Origin of the sequence: Ochrobactrum sp. C6C9, from assembly GCF_022627935.1 — a bacterium.
GTDB lineage: Bacteria > Pseudomonadota > Alphaproteobacteria > Rhizobiales > Rhizobiaceae > Brucella > Brucella teleogrylli.
Map to the genome: position 1 here is coordinate 55,774 of NZ_JABXGB010000015.1, position 17,824 is coordinate 73,597.

The window sequence follows — 17,824 nt, forward strand, 5'->3', positions numbered from 1 at the left end:
TATCGACGGTATGCGGCATCTGGTCAGGGAGCCATCTGACGCAAAACATAGTCGCGCTTGCTTGTGTCCCTTGGCGGATTTCAGCAGGCAGGCACGAGAGAGGAGCCCCTCAGGGGATTACGGGGAGAGACATGGCGGACGTACACGAGAAGAACCACGATTATCACATCATAGCGCCCAGCCCTTGGCCGTTCCTGAGCTCGATGGGCGCTTTTGTGCTCGCAATCGGCGGCATCGCCTGGATGCGTTACATCAATGCGGGTGAGGTGCCGTTCTTCGGCCTGAACCTCGTCACGCCGTGGATTTTCTTCATCGGCCTCGCAATCGTGCTGTACTGCATGTATGGCTGGTGGGCGGATACCATCAAGGAAGGCAAGGAAGGTCATCATACCCGCGTCGTGTCGCTGCATCTGCGCTACGGCATGATCATGTTCATCGCTTCGGAAGTGATGTTCTTCGTGGCATGGTTCTGGGCCTTCTTCGATGCAAGCCTCTTCCCGAACGAAGTTCATCAGGTGGCGCGCGCCACGTTTACGGGCGGTGTCTGGCCTCCGAAGGGCATCGAGGTTCTCGACCCGCTGCACCTGCCGCTCTACAACACTGTGATTCTGCTCCTGTCGGGCACGACGCTCACCTGGTCGCACCACGCGCTGCTGCACAATGACCGCAAGGGCATGATCACCGGCCTCGCTATCACCGTGGTGCTGGGCATTATCTTTTCGTTCGTGCAGGCCTATGAATACATGCACGCCCCGTTCGCGTTCAAGGACTCGATCTACGGCGCGACCTTCTTCATGGCCACCGGTTTCCACGGTTTCCACGTGATCATCGGCACGATCTTCCTTCTGGTCTGCCTGTTCCGCGCAATCGGTGGTGATTTCACGCCAAAGCAGCATTTCGGCTTTGAAGCTGCCGCCTGGTACTGGCACTTCGTTGACGTGGTCTGGCTGTTCCTGTTCTTCGCCATCTATGTCTGGGGTGGTTGGGGCGCGCCGATGCACGCCGGCTGATTGGCCGTAATCTGAGTTTCAAGGCGGCCCTGGCAACATGGCCGCCTTTTGTTTTGAAACACCGTCAAGATCTTGGAGCGCGCGATGCCTGATGCCAATCTCTATCCGCCGGTCGATCCGATCAAAAGCGGTATTGCCGGGCGCTGCCCGCGCTGCGGCGAGGGCAAACTGTTCAATGGTTTTCTGACGGTCGCGCCGCGCTGCAATGCCTGCGGGCTGGATTATGCGTTTGCCGATTCCGGCGACGGTCCGGCAGCTTTTGTGATCCTGATCATCGGCTTTATCGTGGTCGGGCTGGCGCTTTGGATGGAAGTCAATCTCGGCCCGCCGCTCTGGGTGCATTTCATCCTTTGGGTGCCGCTGGCGATCATTCTCAGCCTCGTGGCCATGCGATGGATGAAGGGTATTCTCATCAATATGCAATATCGCAACAAGGCCGCGCCCGGCACGATACAACGAGGTGCCGATAGCCATCCGGATACCAAAGAATGACAGAGCGTCAGGCATCGCGCCGCTTTCCATGGGGCGTTCTCATCGCATCGGGTATCGCGCTCGTCATCCTTCTGGCGCTCGGCACCTGGCAGGTGGAGCGGCTCTATTGGAAGGAAGCGCTGATCGCTTCCACCAATGAGCGCATCAAGGAACCGCCTTTGCCGCTGGCGGAGATGGAAAAGCTCTATAAGGAAAAGGGCACGGTCGAATATCTGCCTATGACCGTTTCCGGCACCTTCATGCATCAGGGCGAACGGCATTTCCTGTCCACCTATGAAGGTGCGGCAGGCTATAATGTCTATACGCCGCTGATGCTGGAAGACGGACGCTTCGTGCTGGTCAATCGCGGCTTCGTTCCCTACGAGAAGAAGGACCCGGCCACCCGCGCCGATGGCCAGCTGGACGGGCCGGTGAGCATAACCGGGCTGGCGCGCGACCCGCTATCCGCAAAGCCCGGTTTCTTCCTGCCCGAAAACGATATCGCCAAAAATATCTTCTACTGGAAAGACTGGGCGGCGATGGCCGAAAGCGCCGATCTGCCGGATCTCAATCAGGTGGTGCCTTTCTTCATCGATGCCGACAGCAAGCCCAATCCGGGCGGTCTACCCATCGGCGGCGTGACGATCATCGATTTTCCCAACAATCATCTGCAATATGCTGTGACGTGGTACGGCCTCGCTCTGGCGCTGATGGGGGTTGTCGGAACGTGGCTCTGGCGCTATCGAAAATCGCCAAGGGGTTGACATTGGCCGCGTTGCGGCCCAACTCGGAGGCTACAGATCTTAAGTATTTCGTCACGCCGAACCTGCGAGCTTCTTCATGACCGATCAGCGCCCCCCATTGGAAATTCGCCTTTGCGGTCCGCGCGGCTTTTGCGCCGGTGTTGACCGGGCGATCCAGATCGTCGTGCTGGCGCTGAAGAAATACGGCGCGCCGGTCTATGTCCGCCATGAGATCGTGCATAACCGCTATGTGGTCGAAGGGCTGCAATCGCGCGGCGCGATCTTTGTCGAAGAGCTTGATGAAATCCCGGCGGAGCATCGCGATCAGCCGGTGGTTTTCTCGGCCCATGGCGTTCCGAAATCCGTGCCTGCCGATGCGGAATCGAAGAACCTCTTCTATCTCGATGCGACATGCCCGCTGGTTTCCAAGGTGCACAAGCAGGCCATGCGCCATCAGCGGCTTGGACGCCATGTCATCCTGATTGGCCACTCCGGCCATCCGGAAGTCATCGGCACGATGGGCCAGCTGCCGGAAGGCGCTGTCACGCTGATCGAAACGGTCGAGGACGCCCGCAACTGCCATTTTGCTGATGAGGATAATCTCGGTTTCGTCACGCAGACGACGCTCTCGGTGGACGATACCGCAGGCATTATCGAGGAATTGCAGGCGCGCTTCCCCAATCTTTCGGCTCCGGCTGCGGAATCGATCTGCTATGCCACCACCAACCGTCAGGATGCGGTTCGCGCGGCAGCGCCCGGCTGCGACCTGTTCCTGATTGTCGGTGCGCCGAATTCGTCCAATTCGAAACGTCTGGTTGAAGTGGCGGAAAAGGCGGGCGCGCGCATGTCCATGCTGGTGCAACGCGCGGCTGATATCGAGTGGGACAAGATCGGCGATATTTCGGTCGTCGGTCTTTCGGCGGGTGCTTCCGCCCCGGAAATCATCGTTGACGAAATCATCGCATCGTTCCGCGACCGCTTCGATGTGCGCATCGAACTGGCGGAAACGGCAGTGGAAACGGAAAACTTCCTTGTGAATCGTGAAATTCGCGATGTGGAACTGACGGTGCAGGATATGGCATTCGTCAATGGCGAGAACAGGGTTGTCGGCATTCCGAAACTGGCGCCCAAAATAATGCCCAAGGTCATATAGGGGAAATAAGCGGCATGGCCGTCTATACTGATATCAACGAAATCGAACTTGGCGCATTCCTGCAGCAATACGATATCGGCACGCTGACGTACTATAAGGGCATTGCCGAGGGCGTGGAGAATACCAATTATCTCCTGCACACGACCTCCGGTTCCTTCATTCTGACGCTTTATGAAAAGCGCACCAACCGCGAAGACTTGCCGTTCTTTCTGGGCCTGATGCAGCATCTGGCCCGGCATGGCGTGGATTGCCCGCAGCCGGTGATACGCAGCGACGGCGAAACGATCGGCGAACTGGCCGGGCGCCCGGCGGCCATCGTCACCTTTCTGGAAGGCATGTGGATGCGCAAGCCGACGGTGGCGCATTGCGAGGCCGTGGGCGAGGGACTTGCGCGCATGCATCTGGCAGGCGAGGATTTCGCCATGCGCCGCCGCAACGGTCTGACGCTGCCCGACTGGCGCCCGCTGTGGAACCTGTCGCGCGAACGCGCCGATACGGTCGAACCGGGGCTGGTCGAAGAAGCCGAAGCCGATCTCGACTTTCTGGAAAAGCATTGGCCTGCCGAACTGCCGCACGGTGTGATCCATGCCGACCTGTTCCCGGACAATGTCTTCTTCCTCGGCGACAAGCTGTCGGGCTTCATCGATTTCTATTTCGCCTGCACCGATATTCTAGCCTATGACGTTGCCGTCTGCCTGAATGCGTGGTGCTTCGAAAAAGACTTTTCCTATAATCGCACCAAGGGCGCAGCGCTGTTGCGTGGTTACACATCGATCCGTCCGCTTTCGACGGCGGAAGCCGATGCGCTGCCGGTCCTCTCGCGGGGGGCTGCGGTGCGCTTCATGCTGACACGGCTTTATGACTGGCTGACCGTTCCCGACGGCAGCTTCGTCATGAAGAAGGACCCGATGGAATATGTGCGCAAGATGCGCTTCCACCGCCAGATCGTTTCGGCTGCCGAATATGGGCTGGAACCGCAGGGAGCGGCTGCGTGAAGCGGATCGAAGCCTATACGGACGGCGCTTGCTCCGGCAATCCCGGCCCCGGCGGCTGGGGGGCGGTGCTGCGCTGGAACGGCAATGAGAAAGAGCTGAAGGGCGGCGAGGCCGAGACCACTAACAACCGCATGGAGTTGATGGCGGCAATTTCGGCACTGTCGGCGCTGAAGGAACCTTGCGAAGTCGATCTCTATACGGACTCGGTCTATGTGCGCGACGGTATTTCCGGCTGGATTGAAGGCTGGAAGCGCAATGGCTGGAAAACAGCGGCCAAGAAGCCGGTGAAGAATGCCGAGCTATGGCAATTGCTGGATGAGGCGCGCAAGCCGCACAAGGTCAACTGGCACTGGGTCAAGGGCCATGCCGGGCACCCGGAAAACGAACGGGCCGACGAACTGGCCCGCGCCGGTATGGAGCCGTTCAAATATGGCGGCCACAAATCCTTGAAGGTGCTTTAGACATCATTCTGGATACTAAAAAGGGCGGTTTTCACCGCCCTTTTTTGCATTGGATCAAAGCTGTTCGAGAATTCCGGCAGCAGCGGAGGTCACGGCCTGACCGGCCTGTTCCTCGATATTGAGCGTCTTGACCACACCGTCTTCGACAATGGCCGAATAGCGCTTGGAGCGAATGCCAAGGCCGCCCGCGGTGGCGTCGAGTTCAAGGCCTGCTGCCTTGGTGAAAGTGGCTGAACCGTCTGCGAGATAAAGAATCTTGCCTTCGCCGCCGGTGCTCTGCGCCCATGCGCCCATGACGAAGGCGTCATTGACGGCGACGACCGCGATCTGGTCCACGCCCTTGGCGAGAATTGCATCGCGATTGTCGAGATAGCCCGGCAGGTGGTTGAGGCTGCAGGTCGGCGTGAAAGCGCCCGGAACGGCAAAGAGGACGACCTTCTTGCCCTTGAAGACTTCGTCGGTCGTCACTTCCTTGACACCGTCCGCAGTCTTGACCTTGAAGGTTGCTGCGGGAAGCGTGTCGCCAACTTTGATCGTCATCTGTTCTCTCCTGAGGGCAGGGGATAAATCGCCGTCTGATCCGCTGCCTGATTTTAAAACTGTCATTGCCGCACTGCGAAGCGCAGGCAGCGACAGTTAAACCGATAACGGGGCGCTCGACAATTTCAAAACGTTGATATTGCCATCAAAAAGGGCGAGGGCGCACACGCCTTCAGTCGAGCGTGACCTGTCCCGATACAGCCTTGCCGTTCTGCACGACGGTATAGTCGACTGTTGCATAGCGCGCATTGCCCTTGATCGTAACGGTGAAGTTGCGATTGCCGGACGCCACCGGATCAGACAGGCGAAGCTTGTCGCTGGCGACGAAAAGCTCGGCAGGTGCTTTGGGATCAGGCACGGCCACGGTGAAGACGGCCGTGTCCTCATCGCGCTTCACAGCGCTGACGCCGAAAGTGGGGGAGGCCGTCGCCGGAAGCCGCCCGAAGGCCGTCTCCACAATGGTACGCGCGGCAATGGCCTGCGGCTCGGCGGATTCGGCATTTGCACTCACGGGGAAGTCGAATTCGGCCTGCACGGGGATGCAGATATGTTCGCAAACACCCAGAAAGGCATGGCCTTTGAGGCGTGTGTCATCGGGTTGCAGCTTGAAGATGATGGGGAGCGAAACCGGCTTCTTGTAGCCGATGCCGTCGTCATCTCCACCGAACCGCACTGGCGCGGGATAGTCGATCTGTGCGTTGGCGTTGCCATCAAGATTGATCTGTGGCGGCACACCGGCACTGCCCGGATTGCGCCAATAGGTTTTCCACCCCGGCTGCAACTCGATTTGCAACGCGCCGCGTATCTCGCGCTTTGGGCCCGCTTCAGCTGAAACCGCACCATCTTCGATGATGACGCGGACGCGCCCGCCGGGGGTGTCGGTCCAGGCGGACGTTGAAGCGTGGGCGGGCAGGGCCGAGGTGGCCAGCAGGCCAAACGCAAGAATATTCAGACGTGTTTTCATTGTTCAAAAATGAAATGAAATCATGGTTGCTTCAAGTCCAACATTGTTGGGAGCAATTATATTTTTGCGTCCGTCGAAGACAATTCTGCGACGCCCATTGTTATTTTCTGCAGGCTTGCTACCTTCATCACTATGACCACGATGCGGAAGCCAAACCACGAGCAGGGGTTCTTAAACGGGCAGTTCCTGCTGGCCATGCCCGGCATGAGCGACGAGCGTTTCGCCCGGTCGGTGGTCTATATCTGCGCCCATTCGGACGAGGGCGCGATGGGCTTCATCATCAATCAACTGCAGCCGATCGGCTTCCCGGATATTTTGCGCCAGATTGGCGTGATCGATGAGGATGAACTGATCATTTTGCCCGAGCGCACGCAGCATATGATGGTGCGCAATGGCGGGCCGGTAGATACCTCGCGCGGTTTTGTGCTGCATTCCGACGATTACATGGTCGATTCCACCATGCCAGTCTCCGAAGATGTCTGCCTGACCGCAACGGTTGATATTCTGCGCGCCATTTATGGCGGCAAGGGCCCGTCACAGGTTTTGATGGCGCTGGGCTATTCCGGCTGGGCGCCGGGGCAGCTGGAAGCAGAACTTGCCGACAATGGCTGGCTCTGTTGCGATGCGCCGCTCGACATGCTTTTCGACAGCGACATCGAAGGCAAATATTCCCGCCTCATGATGCATATGGGCATCGACATGTCGCGACTGGTTTCCGACGCGGGGCATGCGTGAGTCAAGGGAGTAGGGGAATAGGGCAGTAAGGGAGTAGGTCAAAAAGACTTGCTTCGGCTGACCCGATTCAGTTTTTATTCCCCTATTCCCCTATTCCCCTATTCCCCTATTCCCCTAATCTCACGCTGCCGCTGCTTCCAGCTGTTCCTTGATCATACGGGTGGCGTCTTCGCGGCTGGTCGGCTGGCCGAACATGAAGCTCTGCACATATTCGCAGCCCATCTGGCGCAGCTGGAGCGCGTCGCTTTCGCTCTCCACACCTTCCGTCACAACCGCCAGCCCCAGATCATGCGCCATGCTGACGATGGAACGCAGCAGGGTGGTCTTCTGCGGCTGGTCGCCCTTCACGAAGGAGCGGTCGATCTTGATGATGTCGAACGGGAAGCGCGTCAGATAGGCGAGCGACGAATAGCCGGTGCCGAAATCATCCAGCGACAGGCCGATCCCCATCGTCTTGAGCCGCGCCAGCACATGGGCCGACTGCTCGGGATTTTCCATGAGGACGGATTCGGTCAGCTCCAGCTTCAGGCTGCCCGGATTGAGGTGGATGCGCGACAGTACGGACCGGACATCGTTGATGAGGTCTTGCCGGATGAGTTGCGTGGATGACAGGTTGACCGAGACGAACAGGTCGAGTTTCGGGAATTGTTCCTGCCAGGCGAAGAGGTCTTCGGCGGCGCGCTGCATGGCGAAAAGGCCAAGCTGCACGATCAGGCCGGAGTTTTCGGCAATCGGAATGAATTCCGACGGCGAGATTGCGCCACGGCGTGGATGTTCCCAGCGCATAAGCGCTTCGAAACCGGCGATGGTGCCTTCCTCCAGTTTGACGATCGGCTGATAGGCCATGCTGATTTCGTCGCGTTCGAGCGCGCGGCGCAGATCGGATTCCAGCTGCAGCTTGTCACTGCCGATGGCGCGGAAGGCTGGGCGGAACGGCTCGATCCGGTCGCCGCCAAAGCGCTTGGCCTGATACATGGCCAGTTCCGCGTCCTTCACGAAATCTTCTGCCGTGGTGGCGGTTTTCGTCCATGTGATGAGGCCGACGGAGGCGGTCAGGACGATCTCGCGCTTGGCGTAGGCAATGGGCGCGCGGGTGGCCTGACGCAGCGCTTCCGCAAAGGCCGCGATACGGCCGGGGTCGCTCTCTGATGCAAGCAGCAGCCCGAACTGGTCGGAAGACAGGCGCGACAGCGTGTCCTGCGGCTTCATCAATCGCGCCAGACGGCGCGAAATGGTCAAAAGGATTGTATCGCCCGCCGACATGCCCAGACTGTCATTGACCTGTTTGAAGCGGTCGATATCGATCATGAACACGGTCGGATGCAGATTGCTTTCGCCGCGCGCCATGTTCATCACATTGCTGAGTCGGTCGAGGAAAAGCTCACGGTTGGGCAAGCCGGTCAGATTGTCGTGCACCGCATCGTGCAGCAGGCGTTCCTCGGCCTTCTTCTGCTCGGTAACGTTGACGAGCGTGCCGACGCAACGCACGACTTCGCCGTCCGAGCCGATCACCGGGCGGGCGCGCAGCGCATACCAGTGGTAATGGCCGTCATTGGCGCGCATACGGAAAATCTGGCCGATGCGTCCGCGGCGGTTTTCCAGAATGGCGTCCAGCGTCGAACGAAAACGGTCACGGTCGTCGGAATGCATGACGGGCAGCCAGTTGCGCACCGGTCCCTGCAAGCTGCTTGCCGAATTGCCGAGCTGGTTGGCGATATCGGGCGTCGTAACCACGCGGTCGCGCGGCACATCCCAGTCCCAGACGATATCGCCCGCGCCGATGACGGCAAGCGCCTGGCGTTCCATGTCGGACAGCAGCCCTTGCTGCAGCGCACCGCCCGCAAAGGCGTGCTGCATGACGGTAAAGCCGATCAGAAGCACGATCAGCACGAGGCCGCCGCCCAGCGCTGGCTGGACAATATCGTTGTCGAGACGGCCCGTGACCGCCATCCATGCGCCGAGCAGCCATATCAAGGTGAGAAGCCAGGCGGGTATCAGCATGACCGCCCGGTCATAGCCCTTCACCGCGAGATAGCCGATAATCGCCACACCGGAAACGACGGTCAGTGCGAGCGAGATGCGGGAGATGCCCGAGGCAATCGGCGGATCGAAAACCGCAACGCCTGCAAGCGCCAGCAGGCCCAGAACCCAAGTCACCGCGCCATAGCTGAAATGGTCGTGCCAGCGGTTGAGATTGAGATAGGCGAACAGGAATATCACCAGCGAGGCGGCAAGCGCCACCTCTGTGCCCGCGCGCCATATCTGCTCATTGCCGGGTGTGATTTCCATCAACTTGTTCCAGAAGCCGAAATCGACGCAGATATAGGCGAGAACCGCCCATGCAAGCGCCGCCGTGGCTGGAAACAGCGAGGTGCCCTTGACGACGAAGAGAATGGTCAGGAACAGCGCCAGCAGGCCTGAAATGCCAAGCAGGATACCGCGATAGAGCGTATAGGAATTGACCGTGTCCTTATAGGCTTCCGGTTCCCACAGATAAAGCTGCGGCAGATTATGCGAGGAAAGCTCGGCGACGAAGGTGACCACGCTGCCCGGATTGAGCGTGATGCGGAACACATCCGCATCGGCGCTTGGCTGGCGGTCGAGCGCGAAGCCTTCGCTGGGGGTGATCGACGCAATACGCGGCGAGCCGAGATCCGGCCAGATAATGCCTGAACCGACAAGACGGAAATGCGGCGCGACGATCAGGCGGTCGATCTGCTGGTCGGTCGGATTGGCAATGGAGAAAGCGGCCCAGTCGCCGGAGGCATTGCTGTTCTGATCGGCCTGCACTTCGATGCGGCGCACAATGCCATCGGGGCCGGGCGCGGTAGAAACCTGAACGCTCTCGCCCTTGTTGCGCAGGAGTTCGACGGCGCGCGACAGATCGAGAGCGGTGTCGTCCTTGGAAATCTTGATCGGTTCGATGGCAGATGCATGAACGGTCGAAAAGGCCAGAAAGACGATCAACGCGAGAAACCGCGCGGCGTTCTGGAATAGCTTTTCAGAAAAACCGCTCACGAGCGTTCAACCTTGCCATTGATCATGCGGCCATCCAACATACGTTTGTCGCTTTCTATGAGGGCGAACAGCAGGTGGTCCTGCCAGAAGCCATTTATCTTGAGATAGGAGCGCAACAGTCCTTCTCTCTGAAATCCGGCTTTTTCGAGAAGCCGGACCGAACGTACATTATGGGGAATACAGGCAGCTTCAATCCGGTGCAACCGCAGTTGGTCGAATGCAAAGGGGATAACCAGAGAGAGCGCCTCGGTCATATAGCCTTTACCCGCGAAAGGAGCGCCGCTCCAATAGCCGATCATCCCGTTCTGTCCTACGCCGCGCCGGATATTGCCGAGCGTGATACCGCCGAGAATGCGATTATCGCTGTTGCGGAAAATGAAGAAAGGAAAGCCGGTTCCGGCAGAAATTTCTTCCTGAAAACGCCGCATGCGATAGCGGAAGGCGCTTTTCGTCAGGTCATCGTCGGGCCAGGTCGGCTCCCACGGGGTTAGAAACGCCCGGCTTTGCTCACGCAGATTTGCCCAGCCCGCGAAATCACCCATCATGGGCTCGCGCAGATAAATGCGCTGTCCACGCAGGATCGTCGGGTTGTTGCGCCGAAACGACAGGCCGATCATCGGAGTTAGGGGAGTAGGTGAGTAGGGGAATAAGTGAGTAGGAAAAACGAAATCTTCACGGCCACATACTCCCCTATTCCCTTATTCCCCTACGGCCTTAAACAGCTATCTTTCTCGTATGCGCATTGGTCGACAGCGCATCGGTGAGGTCGCCGAAGCTCATCAGGCGGCCAACGGGGCCGACACCCGCGATGGTCGGCTTGCTGTCGAGGAACAGGCGACCTGCAAGGTCCGTCAGGCGTTCCGGCGTGATCAGGGAAAGGCGTTCCATCAATTCGTTATTGTCGACCGGGCGGCCATAGAGCAGGAACTGGCGGGCCAGCTGGCCTGCGCGGCTGGCTGCACTTTCCTGCGACATCAGAAGGCTGGCGCGATATTGCGCCCGGGCGCGATTGACTTCCTCGATACTGATCGAATCCGCCGCCTTGTGCAGCTCGTCAATGATGACCGGAACCAGTTCCACCAGTTCATCGCGACCCGTGGCGGCATGGATGCCGAACAGGCCGGTATCCGAAAAGCCCCAATGGAAGGCATAGACCGAATAGCACAGGCCGCGCTTTTCGCGCACTTCCTGGAACAGGCGGGAAGACATGCCGCCGCCCAGCACCATGGACAGAAGCTGCGAGGCATAGAAGTCGCGCACATGATAGGCGCGGCCTTCAAAGCCGATTAGCACCTGCGCATCCATCAATTCGCGGTTTTCGCGGAAGTCGCCGCCGACATAGGTGGCAAGCTCAAGCGTCGGGGCCGTGTTATGGGCACGGAAACCGCCGAGACGCTTTTCGACTTCCTTGACGAAAGCATCGTGATCCACGCCGCCAGCAGCCGTTACGACCATGCGGTCGGCGCTGTATTGCTCGTCCATATACTGGCGCAGATCGGCGGAAGAGAAGGACATCACCGTATCCGGCTCGCCAAGAATGGCGCGGCCGATGGGCTGGTGACGATAGGCTGTTTCGGTGAAACGGTCGAAGACGATATCGTCCGGCGTGTCGTGCGCCGCGCCGATCTCCTGCATGATCACCTGCTTTTCGCGCTCCAGTTCGGCTTCGTCGAACTTCGATGCGGTCAGGATGTCGGAGAGGATATCAATGGCGAGAGGCATGTCATCGCGCATCACGCGCGCGTAATAGGATGTAGTCTCGACGCTGGTTGCGGCGTTGATCTCGCCGCCCACATTTTCGATATCCGAGGCGATTTGCCAGGCAGAGCGGTTTTCCGTGCCCTTGAAGGCCATATGTTCGAGGAGATGGGCTATTCCGTGCCGGTTGGCGGCTTCGTTTCTCGCGCCGGCTTTAACCCAGATTCCAAGCGCCACGCTTTCCACATGCGGCATGGTATCGGTGGCTATCGTCAACCCGTTGGGAAGACGCGTTACTTCAACACCCATAAGCGAACTGCTCCCTGCATTCCCCGCTCTGACTTTTCATGGGCCCGATCCGATTCAGGATCGGGCTCAAATTTCCTTTCCGGAGCCTCAGGCGTGGGCTCTGGAATGGCGGCTTACATATTCTTCTACGATTTTCAGGTCGTTGTGAAGAACTGTGAAGCTTTCTTTTCGTTGCATCAAGTCCGACAGCCATGCCGGGAGCTGCGGTTCGACACCGCATGCAGCCTTTACGGCATCGGGGAATTTGGCCGGATGCGCGGTGGCGAGCGCCACCATCGGGGCTGCGCCGGACACATTTTCGCGAGCCACTTTTACGCCAATGGCCGAATGCGGATCGAGAAGATAACCATCATCAGCCAGCACCGACTTGATCGTTTCCGCCGTTTCCGCAACCGTCGAGCGGCCTGCGGAGAATTCGGCGCGGATCGCCGAAAGCGGCTTTTCGGAAATGGTGAAGCCGCCCGATTGCTTCAGGCTCTGCATGAGACCGCGCACGGCAGCATCATCGCGGCCATGGGCCTCGAACAGCAGACGTTCGAAATTGGACGAAATCTGGATATCCATCGACGGCGAGGTGGTCTGGGCCACACCGCGCATTTCATAAGCGCCGGTGTCGAGCGTGCGCGACAGAATGTCGTTGTCGTTGGTTGCGACGATCAGGCGTTCGATGGGCAGACCCATGCGCTTGGCCACATAGCCTGCGAAAATATCGCCGAAATTGCCGGTTGGAACAGTAAAGGACACCGGACGGTCCGGCGCGCCGAGGCTCAAGGCGCTCGTGAAATAATAGACCACCTGCGGCATGATACGCGCCCAGTTGATCGAATTCACACCAGAAAGCGACAGCGCATCGCGGAAGGCGAGGTCGTTGAACATGCCTTTCACGAGGTTCTGGCAGTCGTCGAAATTGCCTTCGATCGAGAGCGCATGAACATTGGCGAAGCCCGACGAAGTCATCTGGCGCTGCTGCACCGGCGAGACGCGGCCATTCGGGAACAGGATGAAGATGTCCGTGTTGTCACGACCGCCAAAGGCTTCGATTGCCGCGCCGCCGGTATCGCCAGAGGTTGCGCCGACGATGGTGGCGCGTTCGCCACGGTTTGCCAGCACATAATCCATCATGCGCGCCAGCAACTGCATGGCGACGTCCTTGAAGGCGAGCGTCGGGCCGTGGAAGAGTTCGAGCACGAATTCGTTCGCGCCGGTCTGGACCAGCGGACACACGGCATCATGGCGGAAGGTGCCATAGGCTTCGCGCACCATGCGTTCGAAATCGGCCTGCGGAATTTCGCCACCGGTGAAGGGCGTCAGCACGGCCAGCGCGATTTCGACATAGGATTTTCCGCGCAGGCTGCGGATTTGTTCTGGAGAAAACTGCGGATATTCCTGCGGCAGATAGAGGCCGCCATCGCGGGCAAGTCCGGCGAGCAATGCATCGCTAAAACCCAGGACCGGGGCTTCGCCGCGTGTGCTTACATATTTCATTTCGTCAGGCCTTCATTCCAGATATCTGCCCAGATCGGCTGCGCATGTCTCATTCGACGCGCATCTTATTGGGATGCGTTTCAAAGCTGTGCAAATGCAATAGGGCGTCCATAAAAAAGCCGCAAGAAATTAAAACATCCCGGAGGGGGTGGGGTTGCTCTTCGCGGCAAAAAACGGGAAAACGTCATCGCGCACTGTTTTGTGCGCAGTGGTATAAAGCATTTCCAGCAAAAGTGCGAAGCGGTTTTGCGTTGGGAAATGCGATGGGAAAGAAGTTTCATTTCCAGCAAACGTGCGAAGCGGTCTTGCTGGTGGGAAATGTGGCGGCGGAACAAATTGGGGTGGTCCGGCGGTTTCAATGAAATCGGCGCGCTCTCAAACAAACGAATTAATGCAGGGAAGCCCGGTTTATGCAGAAAGCATCACAGAATCGTTCATCGTTGTTTCCAGTCTTTGCAACGGTTTTGCTCGCAGCGCTTGCGGGTTGCACGACCAGTGGCAGCGAAAAGCCTGGCGATATGGCGGCTGAAGGTCCAAAGCGCATCAGCGCATCTGAGCTTCGCGCCTATTGCCCGACGGTGACGCTGCGTGACGGAACCGCCTTCTTCAGCACCTATGCCAAGGGCGGCGACAAGGACCCGGCACAGGTGGTCTATCAGGCATCGCTGACCGATGTGACGCGTTCGTGCCAGTATGGCGACGGCAACATTACCATCGATGTGGCTGCCGCTGGCAAGGTTGTGCCCGGTCCGAAATATAAGAGCGGCACCATCACCATGCCGGTGCGTGTGGCCGTGCGTCAGGGTGATCAGGTGGTCTATTCCAAGCTGCACAAGCAGGCGGTCACCATCACCAACGGCGATACCGCGACCCAGTTCGTCTTCAACGACAAGGGCATTTCGCTGCCAATGCCGGACAAGCAGAATATTCAGATTTTCGTCGGCTTCGATGAAGGCCCGAATGCCAAGTAATTTTCGCAGCGCCTGACAGGGCGGAGCGCTTATCGGAAAACCAGATGCGCGGGGCAAAACCCGCGCATTTTTTGTTGTTCACGCCCGATATTGGAACAGTTACGGGCGTCGATATATTTGCGATATCTAATACAAAAACAAAAAACTGCCAATAAATTAATATTGTTCCCAAAAGACGCGGTTCGTGTAATAGTCATATCGTTTTTATATGTTTATATTGATGCTGTGGGTCTGTGCTTATATTTAATATAGCTGCTTATGCGGGATAAGCAGTATAGTCCCTGCCACAGATCGTTTGCGAGGTTTCAAGGGCGGATGGTGCGCAGGCGGAGCAGTGGCGGCAGCCTTTTCAATCCAGTTCCTCTTATCCTTCTCTTGCTGCTTCTCTGTGGAGCGGTCGCCGGGCATTGGGTTGGCGAAAAACTACGAAGAATGGGCGATGAGCGGCAGGTAAATGCCTATATGGAGGCATTGCTGTCCTATGCGGGGCGGCTGATCGACTCGGCGCACAATACTCTCGATCAGGCAGAACAATCGCCCTACAGGGTTTGCTCCGCCGATGAGCGGGTCTACCTGCGCAGAATTCTCTTCAAAGCCTACCAGATCAAGGATATCGGCCGGCTGATCGATGGCCGGTTGAACTGTTCGACGCTGCTGCCGGATCTGGCGCGGCAGGAACCGCGCTCCACGGCGGATGTGCTGCTGCCTGACGGAACCTACGTCTATGCCGACCGCCCGCTGGTTACGCCGGGAACCTATGGCCCGGTGATGGGCAAGGGCAATTCCAATGTCGTTCTAAGCCCGGCGGCCTTCGATTTCATGCATACGCCGGGCTATGCCTTCGCCCTGTTCATGAGCGACCAGTCGCGCGAGAATTTCGCCCGCTTCTATGAATATCCGGCCAATGCCGATCTGGAGCCGCTATCAGGCGGGCGTATCCGGGATTTTGTCGAAAAGCATGACCAGCTGAACGCCTATGCCTGCGAACCGGACAAGCTCATCTGTCTTGCACTGAGGACAGAGATCGACCGTACAAGCCTGCATGCGCGGCTGCGATCATTTCTTTCCATTGTGCTTGGCATGCTGGCGGCTGGCAGTCTTGGCCTTGGCTGGCGCGTCTATAATAATCGCGACCGTTCTCTGATGACGCTCCTGTCCAGAGCGCTGACAAAAAAGGAACTGGAGGTTGTCTACCAGCCGGTTGTCAATGCTGTCAGTGGCGCGATTGTCGGTTTTGAGGCTCTGATACGCTGGGAGATTCATAAGGGAGACTTTGTTCCGCCGGATGTTTTCATCACGCGGGCGGAGAAGAGCGGGCTGATCCATCGCATAACGCTTTATGTAATCGATGCAGTGATCAGCGAAATGGGCGAACTGTTGCGCGCCAAGCCCGGCTTGCGCATCAATATCAACATAAGCGCCCGCGACCTGCATGACATGGAATTCGCCAACCGGCTGGAGGCGCGGCTGGTGAAAGCGTCCATCGACCCGCAGCAGATCGGTCTGGAGCTGACCGAGCGTACAGCGGTGGATTTTGCGAAGGCTTCCGGTGCGATCCATCATTTGCGCGAGAAGGGGCATCGCATCTATATCGATGATTTTGGAACAGGCTATTCCAGCCTGGCTTATCTCGGCGCGTTGAATGTGGATGCGATCAAGATCGATAAGACGTTCACGCGGACCGTCGATAATGGCAGCACGGTTTCGATCGTTCCGCAGATATTGGCCATGGCGCGGCAGCATTGTCTGGACGTGGTTGTTGAAGGTGTGGAAACGGAGGCGCAGGCGCTCTATTTCGCCAGGGAAAGTGCGGGCGACAGCGCGCCGGTCAAGGCGCAGGGCTGGTATTTCGGCAAGCCGGTCTCTGCGATCATCGCGCGAACGCTGGTGGTTGCAAAACCCGCAAAACCCGTAAAACGCCGGAAGACGACCCGAAAAGGCTCGTTTCTGGGCATTGGCGGCGAGCCGCGTGGTTAGATAGACTGATGTCTTACCGCATTCTGTGAATATCCTAAAAGCAAAACGCGCTTTAGCTAAAATTCGAATTAAATTCGACAGCGATGTTCAAACGAAAAGCAACGAGTCTGCGCTAGTCTGCACCCATGAAACAGAAATATGAACGTATTCTCGAACCGACGGATACCTGGGCGATCTTCGAGACGTCTACGGGTGAGCCTGTCATGATGGGGACCCGGCTGCTGATCGGTCTTGCCGAGCAGGAAGCCGAAGAACTGCTGGCCATCCTCAACGCGCCGCCGAAGGGGCGCAGCAAACGCTCCGCCGCCTGAGTGTCTGTTCCAAAAGTCGCCATGCCGGACTGCAAATGGCAATCTGAGTTTTGTATTCGCATAATCTGATCCGAAAAGTCTGCAACTTTTCTGGATTGCGCGAGGCTCCCGGTGCTCACGTACCCAAAAGTACGGCTCAAGCTCCGGTTCTCGAAATCACCATTTTCGCCACGGCCTGTCGCTTTTTGATTCAGACACTGAAGCAGTACAGACGATAGCCCGAACGTTCGGGCTATCGCGATATTTGGATCAAACCGGACAGCGTGCCGGCATCTTGTGTGTCAGGCGTCGATCCAGATCGATAGCGCGTTGATGACGCTCGCCAGATCCTTGTGACGGTGGATCACCGTCTCGGCGCCAGCATCCGTCAGGCGGTCGGCATGGCCCGGATAGGTGTGTGCGCCACCCGTAAAGCCGATGACGCGCATACCGGCGGCACGCGCGCCATGGATGCCGTGCACGGAATCCTCGATCACGATCACATTGCTTGGATCGGCATCGAATTGCTTGGCCGCATAAAGGAACACATCCGGCGCGGGCTTGGTCTTTTTGGTGCCGACTTCCTTTGCCGAAAAAATATTCGGTGCAAAGAGATCGTAAAGCTCAACGCGCTTCAGCATGGTTTCCAGCCGTGCGCTGGTCGAGTTGGAGCAGATGCATTTCGGCAGCTTCAATGCCGAAACCACTTCCACAATATCATCGACAGCCTGGACCTCGTTCTTGAGGCGCTCATCGAGAATGCTTTCCGATTTATCGATCAGCGAAGCAGAAAGCGCTATGCCTGCCTCGCGCTCGACCGTCAGCAGGATGTCCTGCCAGGTGAGACCGGCGAAACGTTCGGCCAGTTCGTCGGCGGAAATCTGAAAACCGGCATCGGTCAGAAGCACGGATTCGACTTCCGCAGCGATGATTTCGGAATCCACCAAAACGCCATCGCAATCGAAAATGATGAGGGACGGAGCCGCCATGTGGGTAGCCTTCTT

General features: G+C 58.1%; 17 protein-coding genes. 10 read left to right on the plus strand and 7 right to left on the minus strand.

The annotated features are described in order from the left end of the window. Positions 1-131: 131 nt before the first annotated feature. The 6 genes from HWD97_RS13705 to rnhA all read left to right on the plus strand — a co-directional run bounded on the left by HWD97_RS13705 (position 132) and on the right by rnhA (position 4,833). Positions 132-1,010, plus strand: a complete 879-nt coding sequence (locus tag HWD97_RS13705; protein ID WP_109368495.1) for a cytochrome c oxidase subunit 3 — start codon at positions 132-134, stop codon at positions 1,008-1,010. 84 nt (positions 1,011-1,094) lie between these two features. Then, the gene (locus tag HWD97_RS13710; protein ID WP_121537369.1) at positions 1,095-1,502 is read left to right on the plus strand and encodes a DUF983 domain-containing protein; all 408 of its coding nucleotides are present in this window, start codon (positions 1,095-1,097) and stop codon (positions 1,500-1,502) included. Beyond that, positions 1,499-2,245 (plus strand): SURF1 family protein, encoded by a 747-nt coding sequence (locus HWD97_RS13715; RefSeq protein WP_121537371.1) that lies wholly within the window; start codon positions 1,499-1,501, stop codon positions 2,243-2,245. The genes HWD97_RS13710 and HWD97_RS13715 overlap by 4 nt, the downstream gene beginning before the upstream one ends. Positions 2,246-2,321: 76 nt before the next feature. Further along, entirely contained in the window at positions 2,322-3,377 is a 1,056-nt protein-coding gene (gene ispH, locus HWD97_RS13720) for a 4-hydroxy-3-methylbut-2-enyl diphosphate reductase (protein WP_109368498.1), read from the plus strand. 14 nt (positions 3,378-3,391) lie between these two features. Continuing rightward, complete coding sequence (locus HWD97_RS13725; RefSeq protein WP_371835124.1) at positions 3,392-4,372, plus strand: homoserine kinase; 981 nt, start codon at positions 3,392-3,394, stop codon at positions 4,370-4,372. Then, positions 4,369-4,833: a ribonuclease HI gene (rnhA, locus tag HWD97_RS13730; RefSeq protein WP_121537375.1), complete on the plus strand. Its 465-nt coding sequence runs from the start codon at positions 4,369-4,371 to the stop codon at positions 4,831-4,833. The genes HWD97_RS13725 and rnhA overlap by 4 nt, the downstream gene beginning before the upstream one ends. A 54-nt stretch (positions 4,834-4,887) precedes the next feature. On the opposite strand, the gene HWD97_RS13735 is transcribed toward rnhA, so the two are convergent. Further along, positions 4,888-5,373, minus strand: coding sequence for a peroxiredoxin (locus tag HWD97_RS13735; protein ID WP_109368501.1), 486 nt, complete (start codon positions 5,371-5,373; stop codon positions 4,888-4,890). 172 nt (positions 5,374-5,545) lie between these two features. Further along, entirely contained in the window at positions 5,546-6,337 is a 792-nt protein-coding gene (locus HWD97_RS13740; protein ID WP_121537377.1) for a protein-disulfide reductase DsbD domain-containing protein, read from the minus strand. Between the two features lie 132 nt (positions 6,338-6,469). Between HWD97_RS13740 and HWD97_RS13745 the strand changes: the two genes are divergently transcribed. Continuing rightward, complete coding sequence (locus HWD97_RS13745; RefSeq protein ID WP_109368503.1) at positions 6,470-7,072, plus strand: YqgE/AlgH family protein; 603 nt, start codon at positions 6,470-6,472, stop codon at positions 7,070-7,072. A gap of 120 nt (positions 7,073-7,192) precedes the next feature. On the opposite strand, the gene HWD97_RS13750 is transcribed toward HWD97_RS13745, so the two are convergent. The 4 genes from HWD97_RS13750 to thrC form a co-directional block, all read right to left on the minus strand. After that, positions 7,193-10,090 carry an EAL domain-containing protein gene (locus tag HWD97_RS13750; protein ID WP_371835125.1) on the minus strand — a complete coding sequence of 966 codons (2,898 nt, stop codon included), beginning with the start codon at positions 10,088-10,090 and terminating at the stop codon, positions 7,193-7,195. Further along, positions 10,087-10,707: a GNAT family N-acetyltransferase gene (locus tag HWD97_RS13755; protein WP_371835126.1), complete on the minus strand. Its 621-nt coding sequence runs from the start codon at positions 10,705-10,707 to the stop codon at positions 10,087-10,089. The genes HWD97_RS13750 and HWD97_RS13755 overlap by 4 nt, the downstream gene beginning before the upstream one ends. Positions 10,708-10,804: 97 nt before the next feature. Then, positions 10,805-12,097, minus strand: a complete 1,293-nt coding sequence (locus HWD97_RS13760) for a M16 family metallopeptidase (protein WP_371835127.1) — start codon at positions 12,095-12,097, stop codon at positions 10,805-10,807. Between the two features lie 87 nt (positions 12,098-12,184). Further along, positions 12,185-13,582, minus strand: coding sequence for a threonine synthase (gene thrC / locus HWD97_RS13765; RefSeq protein WP_371835128.1), 1,398 nt, complete (start codon positions 13,580-13,582; stop codon positions 12,185-12,187). Between the two features lie 410 nt (positions 13,583-13,992). Here thrC and HWD97_RS13770 point away from each other — a divergent pair, with 410 nt between their 5' ends. The 3 genes from HWD97_RS13770 (at position 13,993) to HWD97_RS13780 (ending at position 16,841) form a co-directional block, all read left to right on the plus strand. Next, positions 13,993-14,553: a hypothetical protein gene (locus tag HWD97_RS13770; RefSeq protein ID WP_109368508.1), complete on the plus strand. Its 561-nt coding sequence runs from the start codon at positions 13,993-13,995 to the stop codon at positions 14,551-14,553. 315 nt (positions 14,554-14,868) lie between these two features. Next, positions 14,869-16,530, plus strand: a complete 1,662-nt coding sequence (locus HWD97_RS13775; RefSeq protein WP_371835129.1) for an EAL domain-containing protein — start codon at positions 14,869-14,871, stop codon at positions 16,528-16,530. Between the two features lie 125 nt (positions 16,531-16,655). Further along, positions 16,656-16,841: a hypothetical protein gene (locus HWD97_RS13780; RefSeq protein WP_109368510.1), complete on the plus strand. Its 186-nt coding sequence runs from the start codon at positions 16,656-16,658 to the stop codon at positions 16,839-16,841. A 281-nt stretch (positions 16,842-17,122) separates the two neighbouring features. Here the strand turns inward: HWD97_RS13780 and HWD97_RS13785 are convergent, their stop codons facing one another. Continuing rightward, positions 17,123-17,809: an HAD family hydrolase gene (locus HWD97_RS13785; protein ID WP_371835130.1), complete on the minus strand. Its 687-nt coding sequence runs from the start codon at positions 17,807-17,809 to the stop codon at positions 17,123-17,125. Positions 17,810-17,824: the final 15 nt, after the last annotated feature.